Annotated in this window: 5 protein-coding genes, 1 tRNA gene and 1 pseudogene; 3 read left to right on the plus strand and 4 right to left on the minus strand. The window is 69.1% G+C overall.

The features are described from left to right. Positions 1-384 precede the first annotated feature (384 nt). Positions 385-12,495, plus strand: coding sequence for a tetratricopeptide repeat protein (locus tag ENSA5_RS26990; protein WP_106394566.1), 12,111 nt, complete (start codon positions 385-387; stop codon positions 12,493-12,495). A gap of 542 nt (positions 12,496-13,037) precedes the next feature. Here the strand turns inward: ENSA5_RS26990 and ENSA5_RS26995 are convergent. Next, on the minus strand, positions 13,038-14,687 hold the full coding sequence (locus ENSA5_RS26995; RefSeq protein ID WP_106394567.1) for an adenylate/guanylate cyclase domain-containing protein: 1,650 nt from the start codon (positions 14,685-14,687) through the stop codon (positions 13,038-13,040). 153 nt (positions 14,688-14,840) lie between these two features. Beyond that, positions 14,841-15,329: a hypothetical protein gene (locus ENSA5_RS27000; RefSeq protein ID WP_106394568.1), complete on the minus strand. Its 489-nt coding sequence runs from the start codon at positions 15,327-15,329 to the stop codon at positions 14,841-14,843. 718 nt (positions 15,330-16,047) lie between these two features. Between ENSA5_RS27000 and ENSA5_RS27005 the strand changes: the two genes are divergently transcribed. Then, positions 16,048-19,383 carry a methyltransferase domain-containing protein gene (locus tag ENSA5_RS27005; protein WP_146156164.1) on the plus strand — a complete coding sequence of 1,112 codons (3,336 nt, stop codon included), beginning with the start codon at positions 16,048-16,050 and terminating at the stop codon, positions 19,381-19,383. A 57-nt stretch (positions 19,384-19,440) separates the two neighbouring features. Here the strand turns inward: ENSA5_RS27005 and ENSA5_RS27010 are convergent. Next, positions 19,441-19,523 (minus strand) — tRNA-Leu (locus ENSA5_RS27010). 79 nt (positions 19,524-19,602) lie between these two features. Continuing rightward, positions 19,603-19,815, minus strand: a complete 213-nt coding sequence (locus tag ENSA5_RS27015; RefSeq protein WP_106394570.1) for a DUF5818 domain-containing protein — start codon at positions 19,813-19,815, stop codon at positions 19,603-19,605. Between the two features lie 72 nt (positions 19,816-19,887). On the opposite strand from ENSA5_RS27015, the pseudogene ENSA5_RS27020 reads away from it, so the two are divergent. Then, a pseudogene (locus ENSA5_RS27020) lies at positions 19,888-21,709 on the plus strand (hypothetical protein); the annotation flags it as partial.

The raw sequence follows: 21,709 nt of genomic DNA on the forward strand, positions 1-21,709 counted from the left end.
GGCTTCGGTCCCGGCCGGCCATCTTCAAGGCCTGGGTTCGGGGCTTGGCCTCAGGGCTTGGGCTCGAGGCTTGGGCTCAGGGCCTGGGCGCCTGACGAGCTGCCGCTGGCAGGAGTTGTCAGCTGGATTCAGCGTGGGCGCGACGCGACCCGGACCGGTCTTTGGCGAGACCCGTGGTCGGGGGGCTGTCGCCAGCCAGGGACGTAGCCAGATCCGAGCGCTCGCGCTCGGGCGAGCATGATCGCGCGCGAAGGCGTGGCGTCGCTTCGGCGAGGCCACGGGACAGTCGCGATCGCGGCAGCTTTGAGTGGGTTTGAGGCCCCGTGTTATATCGACGCCCCAGCCAGTGAATTTCCTCAGTGATGCTGGCAGGATAGGGGCCAGATGGAAGTCACCCAGCGGATCAAGGCGCGGCTCAAGGAAGTCCAGGACTGGAACTCGGTCATCGACGAGATCGAGCAAGAGGCCGGCAGTCTCCCGGAAGCTTCACAGCAGTCGGCGGCGCTCTACGAGTTGGCGCGTGCGTGCGAGGACGTGCTCCTCGACAAAGCGCGAGCGATGCAGTGTTACCAGCGAGCGTTCAAGCTCGATCAAACCAACTTGTTCGCGCTCGAGTGCGCCCGCGAAATCTATCGCGAGATGGCGCACCTCGAGATGGTCACGCGCTTGATGGGTCTCGAGCTGCGCGCGAACAAAGATCCCGATCGTGCGCCGAAGCTCAACTACGCCTACGGCACGGCGATGTTGAACCAGCGGCAGATCGACTCGGCGAAAGACTTCCTCGCCGCGGCGTCGAACGCCGAGCCCGACAACCCGCAGTATCAGGCGCGCTTCCAAGAGACGCTCTACGATCGCAACAACTGGGAGTTCGGCCTCAACAACGTCGTCACCCAGCTGCAGGCGCTGACCGGCAGCGACGATCCCTTCGAGGCCGACGTCGCCGGTCGCGGTCCGCAGGTCGCTTCGCTCTACCTGCGTGGCGCTCGGATCCTCCAGCAAGAGGCGCCGGACGACGCTCGCCTCCTGCCGATGTTGTTCAAGGCCCTCGACGCTGATCCGACCGACGTCGAGGCGGCGTTCGTGGCCGAGACGATCCTCGCGGACGGCGGGCACCTTCAGCACATCCAGCAACTCCAAGATCGCCGCGCGAGTCTGATCGCCGACCCCGGCGAGCGCACGCGGATGCTGACCGACTTCGGCAACGTCTGGCAGGTCCGGCTGCAGAACCCGGACATGGCGGCCTACTTCTATCGTCAGGCGCTCGAGATCGCCTACGAAGATCCATCGGCGGCCTTCGCCGGACACATCGCGGCGTTCCGCACCGTGGCCATGACTGCGGCTGAGAGCGGACAGGTCGAGGGCATCATCCCGCTCGCGGACCGAGCGCTCGGGATGCTCGAAGATGTCGAGGACGCGACCGTGATCGCGCTGCTCGCTGGCGAGCTCGCGTGGCGTACGGCCGAAGACATCGACGCCGCGCGCCGCTTGTTGAGCTTCGCCGCGCAGCGGGCTCCCCAGCATCCGGTCGTCACCGAGTTCGAGGCGAGCGTCGGTGGCCTCGCGGCTGGTGACCCCGCCGGGGCGGAGCCCGAGGCGGCTGCCGCAGAGGCGGCGGAGGCTGAGGCAGCGGCGGCGGCAGAGGCCGAGGCAGCGGCGGCGGCCGAGGCAGAGGTCGCGGCAGCGGCGGAGGCCGAGGCAGCAGCGGCGGCGGAGGCCGAGGCAGCAGCGGCGGCGGAGGCAGAGGCAGCAGCGGCGGCCGAGGCAGAGGTCGCGGCAGCGGCGGAGGCAGAGGCAGCAGCGGCGGCGGAGGCCGAGGCAGCAGCGGCGGCCGAGGCCGAGGCAGCGGCGGCGGCGGAGGCCGAGGCAGCGGCGGCAGCCGAGGCCCAAGAGGACGCGGCGGCGGCGGAGGCCGAAGCCGAGGCAGCGGCCGCATCCGAAGCGGCGGCGGCGGAGGCCGAAGCGGCGGCGGCAGAGGCCGAAGCGGCGGCGGAGGCCGAGACCGCAGCGGCGGCGCAAGAAGACGCCAGCGCCGAGGCCGAGGCCGAGGCCGCGGAAGAAGAGCAAGAGCAGGCGACCGTCGAGCTCGGCGACGAGGCCTTCACCGAAGAGGAGATGGCGCTGATCGAGAAGGCCAAGGCCGGCGAGGCCAAGGGCGGCAAGCGGGCGATCGATGGCTGGCGCAGCGCCGTCTCGGCGATGCCGACCAAGTCCTACCCACGCGAGCGACTCAAGCAGCTCTACATCGAGAAGAACAAGTGGAGCAACGTCGCCGATCTCTACAAGGATCAGATCAAGCACACCGACGACGACGAGGCCAAGATCCCCTTGTACTGGGAGCTGCTCAGCCTCTACCGCGAGCGCCTCAAGCAGCCCGGTCTGGTCGTGACCACGCTGTCTCAGCTCGAGAAGCTGGTCGAGGCGACCGGCGACACGGAGAAGCTGCTCGAGGTCGTCGAGGCCCAGCAGACCCAGTTCGAGCAGATGAAGCGGTGGCCCGACTTGATCAGTCGGATCCGCCGTCGGGCCGAGCTCCACGAGGACCCGGCCGAGAAGACCGAGCTCAACCTCCAGGCCGCGCGCCTGTTCCTCGACAAGTTCAACAACCAGGCCGAGGCGATCAAGAGCTACGAGGCGGTGCTCGAGACTGACGAGTTCAACTCCGAGGCGCTCGCCAAGCTCAAGGAGCTGTACCAGCGCCGCCGCGACTGGGAGAAGATGATCGCGGTCCAGCAAAAGGAGCTGCAGCTGATCGAGGACCCGGACGAGCGCATGACTCAGCTGCTCGAGGTCGCGCGCACGGCCGGCAAGAAGATCAAGAAGCCCGCGATAGCGATCTCGCTGTGGAGCGCGGTGCTCGAGGGCGATCCGACCAACGTCGAGGCCCTCGAGGTCCTCGAGCAGATGCAGGAGCGCGAGAAAGACTGGGACGCGCTCGCCAAGACCCTCGAGACCCTGACCGAGGTCACCGAGGACGAGAAGAAGAAGAGCCAGTACCTGGTCAAGCTCGGCCTGCTCTACGCCGACAAGCTCAACGACAACAAGTCGGCGATCCGGACCTGGGAGACCCTCCACGGGATCGACGGCGACAACCGCCGGGCCCAGGACGCGCTCAAGAAGCTCTACGTCGCCGAGGGTGACATGGAGTCGCTCGAGGCCTTCTACGCCAAGCAAGACAAGTGGGCGGAGTTCATCCGCGTGCTCGAGCGCGAGGCCGACAGCACCGACGACGAGGGCCGCCGCATCACCTTGACCCTGAAGGTCGCCGAGCTCTACAAGGCCCGGCTCGACAAGCCCGATCGCGCCGTCCGTTCACTCGAGAAGGCGCTCGGCAAGGACGAGAACAACCTGACCCTCGCCGAGGCCCTGATCGAGCTCTACGAGGAGGCGGGCGACGAGCGCCACATCTCGAACCCGCTCCAGATCAAGCTCGGACACACCGAGGACCCCGACGATCGCCAGGCCCTGTTCGCGCGCCTCGCCGACCTCGCCGAGCGCGTCCACGACGATCAGAGCCAGGCCTTCCAGTACTGGAAGCAGTCGCTCGACGAGGATCACACCCAGGCCGACTCGGCCGAGCACATGCGTCGCCTCGCCGAGGACACCAACCTCTGGGGCGATCTCGTCGGCTCCTTCGAGGCCGCCTACGGCAAGTATGGCCCCGACCCCGACAGCCTCAGCCTCCGCCTGACGGTCGCCGAGGTCTACGAGAAGCGGCTCGCCGATCTCGAGAAGGCGCTCGCGGTCAACCAGGAGATCCTCGAGATCGACGCCGAGCAAGAGACCGCGCTGGCCTCGCTCGAGAACCTCTACCTCGCGCTCGGTCGCGAGGAGGACCTGCTCAAGGTCCTCGGGACCAAGCTCGAGCTCGCCAACGACGACGACGATCGTCGCCAGATCCAGATCCGGATCGGCTCGATCCACGAGCAGCTCGATCATCCCGACCAGGCCGTCGAGGCCTACAACGCCGTGCTCGACATGGGCGTCGAGGCCCCGAGCGCGCTCGCGGCCCTCGATCGGCTCTACGTCCGGCTCGAGAAGTGGACCGAGCTCGCCGACATCCTCCGCCGCGAGCTCGCGGTCGTCGAGGAGCAGGGCGAAGAGAGCGAGGCCGGGATGGCGCTCCCGGATCGCGCGACCCTCCACCATCGCCTCGGCGTGGCCCTGCAAGAGCACCTCGACGACGCGACCGAGGCCGTCGAGCTGTTCCGCCAGGTCCTCGAGTACGACCCCGACCACGAGGACGCCCGCCAGCGGCTCGAGAGCTGGCTCGACGACGACGAGCTCAAGGTCCGGGTCGCGACCATCTTGCGCGAGGTCTACCAGCGCCGCGAGGGCTGGCCGGAGCTGGTCCGCGTGCTCGAGATCCTCGCCGCCGCCGAAGAGGTCACGCCCGAGCGCGTCGCCTTGCTGCTCAAGATCGGTGAGATCCAGGCCCAGGCGCTCGGCGACAGCCAGGCGGCGTTCGGCGCCTACGCCCGCGCGTTCAAGGAGGACGCCGAGGACGAGACCGCCCAGCAGGCGCTCGAGAGCATCGCCGGGATCGATGATCGCTGGTCCGACTTCGCCGAGCTCTACGAGGGCGCGGTCGCCAAGGACCTGCCGAGCGAGCTGATGAAGCAGCTGCTCCACAAGCTCGCCGCGGTCTACGACACCCAGCTCGGCAACCCCGAGCAGGCCATCAACTGCTACACGCGCGCGGTCGACATCGACCCCGAGAACCGCGAGGCGCTCGACGCCCTCGAGGAGCTCTACCAGCGCGCCGAGGCCTGGGCCGAGCTGCTCGGCGTCTACCGCAGCAAGGTCGAATTCGAAGACGACCCCGAGCTGCGCCAGAGCCTGCGCTTCAAGATCGCCTACTTGCAGGAGGAGATGCTCCAGCAAAACGACGAGGCGATCATGACCTACAACGAGATCCTCGCCGACGACGACACCAACATGAAGGCGATCGTCGCGCTCGATCGCCTCTACCAGATCCAGGAGAACTGGTCCGATCTCGCCGAGATCCTCGACCGCCAGCTCGCGCTCGCCGGCGATCCCGACGACATGATCCAGCTGAGCCTCCGGCTCGGCGCGGTCCGGCTCGAGAAGCTTCAGCAAGCCGGGCTCGCCGTCGAGATCTACCGCCGGGTGTTCGACTACGACCCCGCCAACGAGGCGGCGCTCGCGGCCCTCGAGACCCTGCTCGACAACGAAGATCAGCAGCTCACGGTCGCCAAGATCCTCGAGCCGATCTACCGCACGACCAACGAGTGGGCCAAGCTGATCCAGGCCTACGAGATCATGGTCGCGCGCTCTCTCGACCCGACCGAGCGCATCAGCCTGCTCCACCAGATCGGCGAGCTCTACGAGATCGCTGGCGAGCAGCCCGACCAGGCCTTCGAGGCGATCGGCCGCGCGCTCAAGGAGGATCCGGCCAACGAGGACACCCAGCGGCGGCTCGACAGCCTCGCCAACCAGATGGGCAGCTACGCCGAGCTCGTCGGGCTCTACGAGGCGGCGATCGAGGACATCGTCGACGATCAGCTCAGCGTCCAGATCCTCGACAAGGTCGCGAAGATCTACGAGACCACCCTCGACGACGCGGCCAAGGCCTCGGCCAGCTACAACAAGATCCTCGAGATCGATCCCGGCAACTTCGCGGCGATCGACGCGCTGATCGAGGTCCATCGCCGGACCAACAACTTCGAGGCCCTCGTCGGCGCGGTCACCCGCAAGGCCGAGATGGTCGACGAGCCCGAGGACCGCAAGGCCCTGCTGCTCTACGCCGCCGACATCCGCGAGACGATGATGGAGGACGCCGAGGGCGCGATCGAGCTGTTCCAGCAGGTCCTCAGCATCGACGACGCCGACGCCCGGGCCCTCGACGCGCTCGAGAAGCTCTACCTCGGGCTCGAGAACTGGGAGGCGCTGCGTGACGTCTACCAGCGCAAGACCGAGCTGGCCGAGACCGCCGAGGACCGCCGCCAGGCCCTCCACGTCCTCGGTCAGGTCCACGACCGCGAGCTCGGCGACGTCGAGCGGGCGATCGACACCTACCAGGCGATCCTCGACATCGACCCGACCGACTACGACGCGATCCAGGCCCTCGATCGCCTCTACGGCCAGGCCGAGCGCTGGCACGACCAGCTCCAGATCTTGGAGCAGGCCGTCGAGGTCGCCGATCGTCACGAGGCTCAAACGGCGCTTCGCCACCGGGTCGGCGCGCTGTGGGAGAACCAGCTGGCCGATCCGATCCGCGCGGTCGAGTCCTACCGCGAGGTCCTCGACCACGACCCCGGCCACGAGCCGACGATCGAGGCCCTCGGGCGGATCGCCCACGGCGACACCCAGCCGATGATGGCGGCCGAGGTCCTCGAGCCCTTCTACGAGCAGCTCGCCGAGTGGGAGAAGCTCATCGATCTCTACGAGGTCATGGTCGAGCACACCGACGACCCGCTGGCCAAGATCGAGCGGCTCCACAAGATCGCCGACACCTACGAGCGGCACCTGCAGGAGTTCGACAAGGCCTTCGACACCTACGCCCGGGCCCTCGGCATCGACCAGGAGGACGAGACCACCGTCGAGCAGATGACCCGCCTCGCCGAGGTCACCGGCGACTGGGAGAAGTACGCCCGGATCCTCGACGAGCAGGCCGTGAACATCATGGACCCGCTGGTCAAGGCCAAGATGCTCAAGCGCGTCGCCTCGGTCCGGCTCAACCAGCTCTCGGACGTCGAGAGCGCGATCGACCGCTACCAGAAGGTCCTGGTCGAGGACCCCGAGGACCGTGAGGCGATCGAGGCCCTCGACGCGATCTTCAGCCACCTCGAGCGCTGGGAGGAGCTGGTCGAGAACCTCGAGCGGCAGATCCGGATCACCGTGGACGAGGTCGAGTCGATCGACCTCCAGTTCCGCATGGGCCAGACCTACCAGCTGTCGATGAACGACCTGCCCAACGCGATCGAGGCCTACCAGAACATCCTCAACATCCAGCCCGACCACTCGCCCAGCCAGCAGGCCCTCGAGTTCATCTTCTACGAGGGCGAGCATCAGCACGAGATCGCCGAGATCCTCGAGCCGATCTACTTCGCCGCCGAGCGCTGGGAGCCGCTGGTCAAGCTCGGTGAGGCCCGGCTCGGGACCATCGACGACGCCGGCGACCGCTTCGTCGTGATCCAAAACGTCGCCGAGATCTGCGAGCGTCGCCTCGGCGACATCGGCCAGGCCTTCTTGTGGTGGCTGCGCGCCTACATCGACGACCCGACCAGCGTCCAGATCACCGAGGAGATCGAGCGCCTCGCCGAGGCGACCCAGGAGTGGGGCGCGATCGTCGACGTCGGCGATCAGATCCTCGAGGGCGAGTCGGTCTCGCCCGAGATCAAGCAGCAGGTCCTGTCGCGCAGCGCTCGGGTCCTCGACGCCAAGCTCCAGGACTACGGCCGGGCGATCGAATACTACCGCGCCGTGCTCGAGCTCGACGCCGAGAACATCGACGCGCTCGCGGCCCTCGACCGCATCTACACCCAGGCGGCGATGTACGTCGAGCTGGCCGAGATCCTTCAGCGCCGGATCGCCGTCGAGATGGACGCCGACCTGCTCGTCGAGCTCGAGCTGCGCCTCGCCCAGACCTTCGAGGGCTACCTCGGCAACGTCAACGAGGCGATCGCCGCGTACACGCGGGTGCTCGACAACGCGCCCGACAACACGACGGCGCTCGAGCGGCTCGAGGCCCTGTACCTCAGCCAGCACCGGTTCTCGGACCTGTTCGACAACTATCAAAAGATGGTCGACGTCGCGAACACTGACGACGACATGGCCGGCTGCTACCAGCGCATGGCCAAGCTCGCGTCCGACGCCCTCGACCGTGAGGTCGACGCCGTCGACCTGTGGAACCGGGTCCTCGATCTGCGCGGCGAAGATCCGCTCGCGCTGACCGAGCTCGCCGGGCTCCACGAGCGCGCCGAGCGGTGGGACGAGCTCGTCGAGATCCTCGAGCGCCTCGTCTACGTGGTCGAAGATCCCTCCGATCGCGTCGACGCCTACCAGCGCCTCGGCCGGACCTACGGTGAGAAGCTCGAGCGCGATCGTCAGGCGCTCGACTCGTGGATCAACGCCCTCGACATCGATCCGAGCAACCTCGAGACCCTCGAGACCCTCAAGCGGCTCTACGAAGAGAGCCAGGCCTGGGTCGAGCTGATCGACGTCCTCCAGCGCATGGTTCAGCTCCCCGCGGGCGTGCTCGAGGGCGAGCGCCTCCGCGACCTCTGGGCCCAGATCGGCAGCATTCAGGGCGAGTACCTGATGGCGACCGACGACGCGATCACGGCCTGGCTGCAGGTCCTCGCCATCGTCGCGGGCGACATGGAGGCCCTCGCGGCCCTCGAGGAGCTCTACACCGCCGAGGCGCGGTGGGCCGAGGCCATCCAGATCCTCGAGCGCAAGGTCGCCGCGGTCGACGAAGAGGACAGCAAGATCGACGTGCTCATGCAGATCGCCGGGATCTGGGAGGAGAACCTCGAGAACAAGGACCAGGCCGCGGGCGCCTACCTCGAGATCCTCGATCTGCGGCCTGGCCACTCGCCGGCCGCCGACGCCCTCGACGCGATCTACCGCGAGACCGAGCAGTGGGAGGCGCTGACCGAGCTGCTGATCACCCGGGCCGAGGTCACCGAGGACGGCGAGGTCGAGGACAAGGTCCGCTTCCTCCAGCAAGGCGCCAAGGTGTTCGAGGAGCGCCTCGGCGATCTCGACAGCGCCTTCGCGGTCCTCCAGGCCGCGTTCAACGTCGACTACTCCAACGAAGACACCTCGCGCGAGCTCGAGCGCATCGCGACCGTGGCCAACAAGTGGGGTGACCTGCTCAACGAGTACAACTCGGTCGTCAACGAGATCGAGGACCCGCTCGAGCGCTGTGAGCTCTGGGTCAAGATCGGCCGCTGGTACGGCGAGCACCTCGACCGGCCCGACTACGGGGTCCAGTCGCTGCACAAGGCGCTCGAGCTCAACTCCGAGAGCGTCAACGCCCTGCGCGAGCTGTCCAACTTCTACCGCCGGGCCGGCCAGTCCCACGAGCTGTCCGAGACCCTCGCGCGGATCGTTCCGCTCGAGCAGGAGCCCGAGGTCCAGGCCGCGACCTTGCTCGACCTCGCCCAGGTCCAGGAGACCGGCCTCGTCGAGCTCCCGGCCGCGGTCGAGAGCTACCGCCGCGTGCTGGAGATCGACAGCGAGAGCGTGACCGCGATGGACTCGCTCGCGCGCCTCCACGAGGCCCAGCAGCAGTGGAACGAGCTGGTTGCGATCTTGGATCGCCGCTCGCAGATCATGGATGACCCGGACGAGATCCTGGTCATCAAGAAGCGCATCGGCGGCGTCCAGGAGTTCAGCCTCCAGGAGGCGGCCGCCGCGATCGAGACCTTCAAGGACATCATCGCGAGCGAGCCGACCGACCGCGACGCGCTCCAAGCCCTCGAGCGCCTGTACATGGGCCAGGGCAACATCGAGGAGTACCTCGAGACCCTCGAGGCCGAGCTCGACGCGACCGCCGACATCAACGAGCAGATCGAGATCCACGAGAAGATGGCCTTCGCGCTCGTCGAGCACGCGGGCGACAAGGAGCGCGCGACCGAGGTCCTCGAGAAGATCTTGATGCTCGATCCGGCTCGGGATCAGACCTATCGCCAGGCCGAGCACCTCTACTACGAGCTCGAGCGCTGGACCGAGCTGGTCGAGACCTACCGCAACCACGTCGAGGCGATCGGCGACGTCGGGGCCAAGATCCAGCTGCTCCAGGCCATGGGCGAGACCTTCGAGCGCCAGATCGAGGACGTCGATCGGGCGATCGACTGCTACCGCGAGATCCTCGAGCTCGACCCCAACCACTTCGACGCCGCCAACACCCTCAGCCGCCTCCAGGAGGCGATCGAGGACTGGCCGTCGGCGGTCGAGACCATGGATCGCCTCGTCGGCTTGATCGAGGATCCCCAGGCTCGGCTCGAGCTCCTGACCCGCATGGGTCGGGTCCACTTCCAGAAGCTCGAGGATCAAGAGGAGGCCGAGCGCCGACTCAACGACGCCCTGACGATCGACCCGGGCCACGTCCCGGCGCTGATCATCCTCGCCGAGCTCTACCGGGCCCGGCTCGACTGGCTCAAGGCCGCGCGCACGCTCCAGACCGCGTCGGAGTGCTCGACCAACAACTACGAGAAGACCCAGCTCGCGGCTGACGCCGGGTTCATCTTCCTCGACGAGCTCGAGGACGAGGGCAGCGCGACCACGATGTTCCGCACGGCGATCGGCATCGATCCCGAGCACGTCAAGGTCGGCAAGGTCCTGTCACGGATCTTCTACGAGACCGAGCAGTTCCAGGACGCCGATCCGATCTACGACATGCTCGCGCGCAAGTCGGATCAGCTCGAGCTCGACGACGATGAGCTGCGCGAGCTCTACCTGCGCGCGGCCAAGATCGCGCGCAAGCTCGGCGACGGCGACAAGGCGCTCAAGCGCTACAAGTCGGCCTACGACATCGACTCGACCAACCACGAGGTCCTGACCGGGATGGCCGACCTGCTGTTCGAGCAGGAGAACTGGGAGCGGGCCTTCAAGCTCTACCAGACCATCCTCGTCCAGCATCGCGACAGCCAAAGCGATGACGACACCGTCTTGGTCTACTACCGCCTCGGGACGATCAAGCGGCGTCAGAACGAGCCCCGCAAGGCGCTCAACTACATGGAGAAGGCCCTCGAGGTTCAGCCCTTCAACAAGGGCGTGCTCGAGGCGGTCATCGAGCTGCAGTCTGCGGCCAACGACTGGGAGGGCGTGATCCAGGCCAAGCGCGCGCTGGTCGACGTCGTCGAGACCGACGACGAGCGCTTCGATCTCTACAAGGAGATCGGCGAGCTCTACGTCGAGAAGCTCGAGAACCGGACCAAGGCCGCCGAGGCCTACAGCTCGGCCCTCGACCTGCGCCCGCAGGACTTCCCGATGCTCCACACCCTCTTGGCCCTGTACCAGGAGAACAAGCAGTGGGACGAGCTGATCTCGATCATCGACCGGATCGTCGAGATCGAGGAGAACGCCCTGCGTCGCAGCCGCTACAACTACTCGGCCGCGGTCGTGTTGCGCGACAACCTCCAGGCCCAGGACGAGGCGATCGATCGCCTCAACACCGTCCTCGACGACGATCCGACCTACCTCAAGGCCTTCCAGGCGATCGACGCCCTGGTCACCAAGACCAAGGACTGGAAGAGCCTCGAGCGCTCGTATCGCAAGATGATCAAGCGGCTCCCGGCCACCGGCCAGGAGGAGCTCGCCCTCGCCCTGTGGAGCAACCTCGGCGAGATCTATCGGACCCGGCTCAACAACTTCCAGTCGGCGGCCGAGGTGTTCACGATCGTCGCGTCGCAGTTCGATCCGGGCAACCCGAAGTGGCAGATCATCCTCGCCGAGCTCTACGAGCGCCTGCTCGAGCAAAACCCCAACGAGTTCGCGCCCAAGGCGGTCGCGGCTCACCAGGCCCTGATCGCTCACGAGCCCTACCGGATCGAGAGCTACCACGCGCTCTACAACATCTATCGGCAGAGCAATCAGGTCGACAAGGCCTGGTGCGTGGCTCAGGCCCTGACCTTCCTCAAGAAGGCCAACGACGATCAGCAGGCGCTGTACGAGCGCCATCGCCAGGACGGCTTCGTCCGCGCGCGCCAGCGGCTCAGCGAGACCACGATGCGCAAGCACGTGTTCCACCCCGATCAGGACGCGTACCTGACCGGCATCCTCGGCCTCGTCGCGCAGCCGCTCGCGGCCTGGCGGGCCAAGGAGCTGCCGCCGACGATCAAGTCCGACAGCCGGACCGACATCACCCTCGATCCCTCGCCCTTCGCTCAGATCGCCAAGTACACCAAGGACGTGCTCAACGTCGGCGCCCCCGACGTGTACCTGCGGCCCAACGAGCCCGGCGACATCACGGTGATCAACGTCAAGCGCGACGGCGCCGTGCACCCCTCGATGGTCGTGTACTCGAACGTCCTGCGCGGCAAGAAGGAGCACCACCTCGTGTTCGCCCTCGGCAAACACATGATGGATCTCTACCCGCCGCACTACGCCTACGTGACGATCGATCGCTCGCCCCAGAGCCTCAAGCAGGTGTTCATGGCCTGCATGCGGATCTGCGGCATGCCGGTCCAAGGTGACACCGCCGCGCTCGACTCGATCGCGCGCGAGATCCAGGGGCGGATGAGCGCCGGTCACGTCGACCAGCTCAACAGCCTGATGAAGAAGTTCATCCAGGCTGGCGGCTCGACCGACGTCAAGCGCTGGGCCGCCGCCGTCGAGCTGACCGGCTACCGCGTCGGCTTGCTGATGTGCGGCGACCTCCAGACCGCCGCGCTGATGGTCTCGCAAGAGCAGAGCGTGCTCGGCTCGACCATGACGCCGAAGGACAAGATCAAGGAGCTCGTGCTCTACTCGATCTCCGAGGACTACTTCGACGCCCGCCGAGGCATCGGCATCCAAGTGGGGTAGTTTAGCCCCCCCCGGCCACCTCAGACTTTGCCACGCACGGCCGGTTCCCGGCCGGTCGCGGGCTCGCTCCGCTCCCCCGCTCGGTGGGCTGGTATGGGCTTGGCAGTGGCCTACGTGGCCCCCCAGAGGGGGGCTCGTTCGTGCCTGCACGTCCGCGATGAGCGTTTGGTTTGAGTGCTGCTCACACGCGCTTGGGCGGAGGCACGACGCGACCAACGCCGACGTTTGCGGGCGCGTGCGTCGGCCGCTTCGCGGCCGGTCGCGGACTCGCTTCGCTCGCCCGCTCGGTGGGCTGGTTATGGGCTTGGCAGCGGTCTGGGTGGCCCCCCAGAGGGGGGCTCGTGCTCGCATGCACACGTCGGCGCGAGTCGGGGCCTGGCTCCGCCCAACCGCCGCGTGCCAACAACGGTGGGCAGCACGGCAACCAACGGCGCGACCAAGGGTCCCGCGACGGGTCCCCCGGCGGGGGGGAGGGACCGGCTACGGTCCCTCCATCAAAAGAAGAGTTTCGGACAACGCAAGAGACCTAGTCCCGTTCGGGACTAGGTCTCTTGCGTCGTCCGAAACGGCGCGGTCGGATGGCGCTGGGCGATCGAGGGGACGGCGACCTCTTGGGAGCCGGTCACGTTCCAGATCTGGATGGGGTCGGTCTTGCCCTTGACCTGGACCGGCTCGCGCTGCTCGGCGATCACGTAGACCTCGCACTGGCTCATCGTCGAGGGCGAGATGATGACCTCGTTGGCCTTGGCCACGCTGCACAGGCGGGCGGCGACGTTCACGGCGTCGCCGATGACGGTGTACTGCAGCGTGCGCGACGAGCCGATCGCGCCCGCGATGACCGGGCCGGAGTTGATGCCGATGCCGATCCGGATCTCTTCTTTGCCCTCGCTCGCGCGGGTGCGGTTGAACTCCTCGAGGGCCTTGAGCATGTCGAGGGCGCAGCGGACGGCGCGGACCGGGGCGTCGGGAAGCTCGACGGGGGCGCCGAACAGGCCGATGAGCTCGTCGCCGACGTACTTGTCGAGGGTCCCGCCGTGCTTGAACAGCACGTCGACCATGAACTCGAAGTAGTCGTTGAGGGTCTCGACCATCTCCTCGGGCGTGTGCCGCTCGCTCATCGAGGTGAAGCCGCGGATGTCGGCGAAGAGCATCGTGACCTCGCGGTTGGCACCGGCCTGGTCGAGGGTCAGGGCGCCCGAGACGATCTCGTCGACGAGGTTGGGCGAGAGCAGGCGCTGGAACTCGGCCCGGGTCGCGGCCTCGTGCTCGATCTTCTTGGCCAGGCGAAAGTTCTGAATCGCTATCGCGGCCTGAGTTGCGATGCCCGAGAAGAGCAGCAGATCTTTGTCGGCGAAGGCCCCGCTGGCGAGCATCGAGTCGACGTGGAAGGCGCCGACGAGCTGGTCGGCCACGAGCAAGGGCACGGCCATCGTCGAGCGGATGCCCTGCATGATGATGCTCTTGGCCGCCTTGAAGCGCTCGTCGACCATCGCGTCCGACGACAGGACCGCGGCCTTGTTGCGCTTGACCTCGTCGAGGATCGTGTTCGAGAGCTTGATCTCCTCGTCGGTCCGCTTCTGGCGCACGTAGGCGGGCTTGAGCGTGTCGGTGTCGGGATCGTAGAGCAGGATCACCGCTCGGTCGGCGCGGATGATCTGGAAGGTCTCGTCGACGATCTGCTGCAGCAACTGGTCGAGGTCGGTGCCGATCGCTAGCTTCTGTGAGAGCTCGTGGGCGACGCGAAGCTTCTCGTAGTCGGCCTTGAGCGTGTCGATGTCGGAGATGTCGGCGACCGGCAAGAAGCGCTTGCTGGCGTCGATGCGGTTGCGGACCTCGCTCTGGACCTGGCCCGGCATCATCGTCACGCGACCGCGATGGGCCTGCTCGACTGCGTGCTGCGCGGCCGGGTTGTCCTCGGCGAACGCGAAGGTCGTGTTGCCGAGCTGGATGCGGTCGCCGTCGTTGAGCACGGCCTCGCCGACCCGCTCGCCGTTGACCATGGTCCCGTTGAGGCTGCCCGCGTCGCGCAGGACCCAGCGACCGTTGGGCGCGAGCGTGACCCGGCAGTGCTCCTTCGACACGATGCGATCGAGCACCTGGATGCTGTTGTCAGGGTGACGACCGAGCGTGTTGAACGCGGTCAGGGGGTACTCGATGGTCTTTTCCCCCAGCAGGATGAGCTTGCCGGACATCGCCTCTCGGACGGCCTCGAGCCGCGATCGTAGGTCACCGGGGCGCAGTAGATCAACCGCAGTCCGCGGATGGCGGCCAGGGGCGCTCGAGCGACGGCATCCGCGCGCTACGGACTGTCGAGACCGTCGGCGGTGAGGTCTCCAGGGCTCGGCTCACGGCGCGTTCGGATCGACCGGGAGCTCGTCGCCGAGGGTCGCGGAGTCCAGCTCACGCCCCTCGCAGGTCCAGCCCGCGCCGCGTCCCGGTCGCGTGCACAGCATCTCGAGCTCGTTGACGACCTCTTTTGCGTCAGTGAAGGGCAGCTCGAGCCAGTCTGAGTACAAGACCCCAAACCGGATCTGATTGTCGTCGTCGATCTCGATCCAGTACTCGGCCCCGGGGTCACTGACGCCGAGCTCTTGGATCTGGTTGCGCATGTCGGACAGCATCTTGTCGACGAGCTTGTCGTCGGCCAGCATCCGTGACGCCTTGCCCGTGAAATCCGACGAGGTCTCGTCGAGTACCCGCATGACCTCGGACTTGCGGAAGTAGGCCGGCAGATAGATCCACAGCGCGTAGCCGCCGCTGATCAACGCCACGAGGATCGCGATCACGACGATGTTCAGTTTGCGCGGCTTCTTGTACTCGACGCTCTCGTTCATGGTCTCCTGAGCCCCCCTGCCCACCTTAGACTCTGCCACGTGTGTTTTGGACCCCCCACAGCGACCTTGGGCTCCGCACTCTTGGCGCGCTCAGCCCCGAAGTCCCGCGTCCGGTCCGGCAGAGTCGCTGACGCCCGCGCGAAAATAGCCCCCTCCCACGTCGGGGGCCCCCGCCGCCCATTGCGAGCCGAATTACCAGCCCACCGAGCGAGCGAGGGGGCGACCGGCCGTGCGTGGCAGAGAGGAAGGAGGCCGCGGGGGTATAAAGGAGCCCCCTTCTAGGGGGCCACACCGCCCGTTGCGAGGCGAATAACCAGCCCACCGAGCGAGCGAGCGGAGCGAGGGAGCGACCGGCCGCGCAGCGGCCGTGCGTGGCAGAGTCGAAGGTGGCTGGGGGGGGTACAAAGGAGCCCCCTTCTAGGGGGCCACGGAGCCCGTTGCGAGGCGAATAACCAGCCCACCGAGCGAGCGCAGCGAGGGAGCGACCGGCCGCGCAGCGGCCGTGCGTGGCAGAGAGGAAGGAGGCCGCGGGGGTATAAAGGAGCCCCCTTCTAGGGGGCCACGCAGCCCGTTGCGAGGCGAATAACCAGCCCACCGAGCGAGCGAGCGGAGCGAGGGAGCGACCGGCCGCGCAGCGGCCGTGCGTGGCAGAGTCGAAGGTGGCTGCGGGGGTCTAAAAAAACCCCTATGATCCGGGCCGAAGCGCGCTGTGTTCCACTTGCCCGCATACCTCGCGCTCGAGCGCTGGGTACACGCCCGAACGGTCGTCGTGGTCCAACCCAGCGGGCCGGAGGGGCCCCGTCGCCTGTTGGCGGCCGGCGCCCGTCGGGTGCTGGTGATCGGGGGCGACTTCCCCCCGGAGCCGGACATGGAGGTGCGGCCGGCGAGCGGGGCTCGGCTCCCGCTGCGCGACGGGAGCATCGACGTCGTCTTGTGCATCGAGGCCTTCGGCGGGCTGCGCTCGACCGATCGGCGCGAGCTGCTGCGCGAGAGCCACCGGATCTTGCGCACCGAAGGCCTGTTTTGCGCGTGGATCGAGCAGCGCGAGGTGGAGGCCTTCGGGCGCACGCTGCTCGGCTCGTCCCAGGTCGACTTTTGGGCTCTCGAAGATCAGATCAACGCGATCTTCCCCCGCGTCGACATGCTGGCGCAGATGCCCTGGCAGGGCTTCTCGCTCGCGCCGATCCTCGACGAGGACACGGCCTTCGAGGGCGAGGAGCCGCAGCTTGCGCTGCGCGAGGAGCTGCTCGAGGAGGCGCCGGAGGCGTCGCACTTCCTCGCGATCGCGAGCAAGAGCCGGATCCCGGCGGAGTTGGGCCGGGAGTGCCTGCTGATCCCGCTCCCGCGCGACGAGGTGTTCGGCTTCAACCCCCAGGCCGAGCGCGACGGGGCCGAGATCGAGGAGCTGCGCGACGAGCTCGACCGCCTGCGAGAGGAGCTCAGCCTCCGCGCGGCCAAGGTCGCCGCGACCCACGGGCGGGTCCGCGAGCTGGAGTCGCAGCTCGAGAGCTTGCGCGCGCGCTCGACCGAGGTCGAGGCCGCCGAGGTCGAGCGCCTGCGTGACGCGCTGACCGAGGCCGAGACCCAGCTCAGTATCTTTCGCGCCCGCGAGCAGGAGCAGGGCGTGCAGATCGCTCGACTCGAGGACGAGCGCAGCGAGCTGCTCGCCAACCTCGAGCTCGCGCGGACCGAGCAGACCTCGGTTGGGGTCAGCGTGGCGAGCACCGAGGCCGAGCTGCGCCGGGAGCTCGAAGAGGCGCAGGCGCGCGCGCGCGAGGCCGAGGACAGCCTCCGCGGGGCCGACGAGCGCCTGCGCAGCCACGAGACGGATCTGCAGATCCTCACGCGGACCTCGGGTGAGCAGGACAAGGCCGTCGAGCGCCTGACCGCGCAGCTCGACACCGAGCGCCAGGCCCTCGAGGCCGCTCGCGCCGAGGAGCGCCAGCTGCGTGAGCGGCTCGAGTCCCTCGACTCCGAGCGCGAGGAGCTCCGCCGCCAAAACGACGTCTACGTGGCCGAGCGCGAGGGCGCGCGCAAGCTCGCCCAGCGCATGGAGGCCGAGCTCGAGGTCGTCAATCGCCGGGCCAAGGACCAAGACCTGGCGCTGTCGGCCAAGGTCGAGGAGTCTTCGCGGCTCGCGGGCGAGCTCGAGGCCATGCGCCGACGCCTCGCCGAGGCCGAGAGCGCGCTGACCCAGACCCGGACCCGGGCCGAGGAGCTGTCGGCGACGGCGGCCCAGGGCGCCGAGCAGGGGCGGATGCTGGCCGACGTCGCCGTCGACCGCGACCGCCTCCGCGACGAGCTGAGCCAGCGCAACCGTCAGCTCGAGGAGCTCGAGGCGCGGATGTGGGAGACCCGCGAGGCGCTGCAAAAAGAGCGGCTCGAGGGCGTGCGCGCGAGCGGGGAGGTCGAGCGCCTGCGCGAGCAGGTCGAGCGGGCCCGGGCCGAGGAGCAAAAGCGCGGCCGCGAGGTCGAGGAGCTCGGTCGTGAGCTGCGCGCGCTCGAGGTCGCGAAGGCCGAGGCCAGCGCGTTGCTGCGCGCGCGCGACGAGCAGATCGCTCGCCTCCAGGGCGAGGCCGAGGCCCTCGCCGGCCAGTCCGCCGATGTCGACGAGCTGCGCGCGCAGCTGCGTGAGCGCAACGAGAAGCTCGCTAGCCTCGCCGAGCAGGTCGCGGCCGTCGAGGCTCGCGACGAGCGGATCGGCGTCGAGTCCAAGCAAACCCAAGACGCGCTCGATCAGGCCAACGCGCGCCTCGCCGAGCTCGAGGCCCAGCTCGACGAGCACAGCGGGGCCGCGGCCGCGGCCGCGGCCGAGCTCGAGGTCAAGCGGGTCGAGGTCGAGCAGCTGAGCGGGACCGTCGCCGGGCTCCAGGCTCAGCTCGAGGAGGCCCGCGAGCACACCAAGCAGCGCGAGACCGAGAAGGCCGTGCTTCAGCGCCAGCTCGAGGAGGCCGCGGCGATCCGCGACAGCCTCCGTCGGCAGCTGCGCGAGCGCGAGCGCGACGTCGATCGCCTGTCGAACGACCAAGACACCCACTCGCTCGAGCTCCTGCAGCTGCGTCGCGAGCTCGAGGTCGCGACCGAGGCCGCCGACCAGCTCGAGCGCGGCGAGAGCGAGGGCCCCAGCGCCGAGGAGATCGAGACCTGGCCCGAGGCCGCGCGGCGAGAGCTCGAGCGCCTCCGCGCCGCGATGGCGGTCCAGGCCCGCGATCACGGCCGCCGGCTCACGGAGGCCCGAGCCGAGACCGTGGCCGCGGCGCCCGGGGCCGACGGCGATCGCCTCCATCGCCTCCGCCTCGAGGTCCAGGTCCGGACGGCCGAGCAGGAGTACATGCTCGCGTCGCTCGATTCGGCCGAGCAGAAGATCTGGGAGATGACCGACGCCTCGGACCGCAACGCGGCCCGGTTCGCGGCGAGCCTCGCCCAGCTCGAGAAGCACAAGGAGACGGTCGACTCGCTGCTCGACGAGCTCGAGGTCACGCGCAACTTGCTCGCGGCCGAGCAGGCCCGGGCGCTCGAGCAAGAGCGGATGCTAGCGAGCGAGCGGGCCAAGATGGCCCGGGCCGGGATCGGCGTCGATGGCTTCCCCGCCACCGACGCGAGCGAGGATGATCCCTTCGCAAACTTCGACGGGGAGGACCTGCTCGATCTCGGCGAGGATCCCGCCCCAGGGCGCGCGCCGCAGCCCAAGCCGAGCAAGGCCAGCGTGGCCTCGGCCAAGAAGCCAGCGCGTCCGCCCGGGCGGGGCGTCGGCGAGGCCCGCCCGACCGCGCAGGAGCTCGATCAGGCCCTCGCGAGCTTGACCGACGACGACGCCGACGACGAGGCCAGCTTCGGCGGTGCCGCGCAGACCCCCGAGCCCGACGCGCCAGCTGCCCGAAGCCGGGCGCGCTCGTCGTCGAGCGCGCGGGTGGCGGCCGGTTCGGGCCCCTCGCGCGCGGCGGGGGTCGCGGGCGAGGTCACGGTCTCGCGGACCCGCAAGATCGAGCGCCCGTCCACGCGGGCGCGGATGACCGTCGAGGCCGTCGACGACGACGAGTGGCCCGAGGACTGAGGCCCCCGAGGCCCGAGACGACAAAGCCCCGGGTCCGAAGACCCGGGGCTGTGTCGTTGCGAGGAAAGGGACTTGAACCCCCACGGCTGAAAGCCACACGGACCTGAACCGTGCGCGTCTACCAATTCCGCCACCCTCGCGGGCAGTTACCCTTGTTGAAGGGGCGAGGAACCTAATCCGGGCCTCGGCGGGCGTCAACACCCCAAAGCCCGCTTTGTCTCACAGAACCTCGAGCGACTCGACCTCCAGAGCCGGCCCGCTCATGTGGATCCCGAAACCCCCGCGCTCCACGCGTCCTGTCACTCGGACGCGCTGCCCGATCTCGGCCGAGGCCCCGCTGAGACGGTAGACGTCGCCGCCCTCGGTGACGAGCTCGAGAAACCCGCCCTCGAGGTCGTTCTTGCGCACGGTCCCGGTGAACTGCTTGGACATGAGGGGCAGTGTACCGGTCGCTGGCCGCTGCGCTACTGTCGTGAGGTCTTGCGGCGTCTTCGAGCAGCGGCGGTGTCGGTCGTGTGGGGTCTGGCTGTGGCCGCGGGCTGCCGTGGGTCCGGGAGCTCGGGCACGGCGCGCGAGTACGAGGTCCCCGAACCGGCTCAGGAGCTGGTCGAGGACGGCCCGGGTCGTCCGAGCTGGGGACCGTCGGTGCCCGAGCTCTCGCCGATCGAGGCGCTGACGGCCGAGCTGGCGCGGAGGCCGACCGACCCCGAGCTGCGCGCGCTGACCGACGGACCCAACGCCGGGGCTCAGGCCTTGGCCCTGCGCGAGCGCGGGCTGTGGTCGCTGGCCCGGATCGGTGGGGCCGACGCGCGCGATCGCCTGCTGAGCGAGCTCGACGGCGGGGCCGAGGAGATTCGCTCGGCGGATGGGGGCCGTCCGAGTCAGGCGCTGGCGGCCGCGGCCTTGCTGGAGGTCCCCCGGATCGAGCCGGGCAGCCCGCCCGAGCCCGTCGAGGGGGGGCCCTGGGCCGCGCTCGAGGACGCCTTGTGGACCCGCTACGCCGTCACGGATCCGGCCGCGCTCGGCCGGCAGCGCAGCTTGTTGCTGGCGATCGCCCGCGTCGGCGGCAGCCGCTCGATCGCCCGGCTCGGGGTCGATCTCGCCGAGCTGCCCGGGCCGGACCACGGGCCCGAGGTCGTCGCGCGCTGGTCGGCGTCGATGCGCGCGCTGGGTCTGTCGTGCGCCCGCGGGCTGGCGCTGGAGCCGAGCGCGGCCGAGGCCATGACCCGGGGGCTCGAGCGTCGCGCGGGCGTCGACCCCAACATCTCGCTGGCGGCGATCTACGCCCTGACTCGCTGCGCGCGGTCCTCGGGCGAGCTCCTGGTCGAGTCTCGGGCGCTGCTCGTGTCCCGCCTGACGCCCCACATCGAAGGCCCCCTCAGCCCCGCGCACGCGACCTTGGCCTGGCGCGCCTTCGCTGTGCTCGGGGAGCTGCCCGAGACGATCCCGGCCGGGATCGCGGGCGCGGACCCGCCCTCGTGGGAGGTCGAGGTCGAGGCCGTGCGCGCGCTCGGGGCTGTGCCCCGCGGGGCCGAGCTCCTGCGCGAGCGCCTCGCCGCCCAGCCGACCGAGGCGTTCGCGGGCCCGCGGCAGCACGTGCTGATCGCCGGCCTCCAGGCGATGCGAAGCGCGATCTCGACGGCGCCGGCCGAGGCCGACGCCGAGCTGGTCGGGATCGCCGAGCAGCTGTCGACCGGGCGGCGCAGCGAAGATCCGCGCCTGCGCAAGGCCGCCGCCCTGGCGCTGTGCGAGCTGCGGCTGCTCCAGGCGATCCGAACCGGCGAGACCGAGGCCCTGGTCCGCTGCGACGAGCTCGCCGGGGCGCCGGCCGTCGAGCTCCCGACCGGCCTGCTCGTCAACCTCGAGGTCGAGGCGCTGCTGCGGGCGACCCGGGCCGACGCGCCAGCCAAGACCAACCTCGGGACCGCGGCGATCGACGACGAGGCCGTGATCGCAGATCGGCCGTCGGATGCGCTGCCGGACGACCCGGGCCGCCGGGCTCGCGTCGGGCGGCTGCTCGCGCTGGCGCGCGACCGCGACCCGGCCCGCGCGACCCCGGCCCTCCACGCGCTGGCGGAGCTCGACGATCCGGGCGTGCTGCCGGTCTTGCGCGCGGCGCTGTCGAGTGAAGATCCCGGGATCCTCGCGGCCGCGGCGACGGCCGTGGCCGTGCGCTCGGTCGACGCGAGCAAGCGCGATCTCGAGGCCGTGCCGCTGCTCGAGGAGCTCGTCGCCCAGCGCTCGGGCGCCGCCGACATCGAGGCGAGGCTGGCGGCGATCGAGGCCCTCGGGGTCCTGGCCCGGGCCGCGGTCGCCGCCCGCCCCT

The organism is Enhygromyxa salina, assembly GCF_002994615.1.
Lineage (GTDB): Bacteria > Myxococcota_A > Polyangia > Nannocystales > Nannocystaceae > Plesiocystis > Plesiocystis salina_A.

Bases quoted from the DNA above. Each gene is read 5' to 3' on its own strand.
- ENSA5_RS26990 (WP_106394566.1), top strand. From the start codon at position 385: ATGGAAGTCACCCAGCGGATCAAGGCGCGGCTCAAGGAAGTCCAGGAC.
- ENSA5_RS27015 (WP_106394570.1), bottom strand. From the start codon at position 19,815: ATGTCCAAGCAGTTCACCGGGACCGTGCGCAAGAACGACCTCGAGGGC.
- ENSA5_RS27000 (WP_106394568.1), bottom strand. From the start codon at position 15,329: ATGAACGAGAGCGTCGAGTACAAGAAGCCGCGCAAACTGAACATCGTC.
- ENSA5_RS26995 (WP_106394567.1), bottom strand. From the start codon at position 14,687: ATGTCCGGCAAGCTCATCCTGCTGGGGGAAAAGACCATCGAGTACCCC.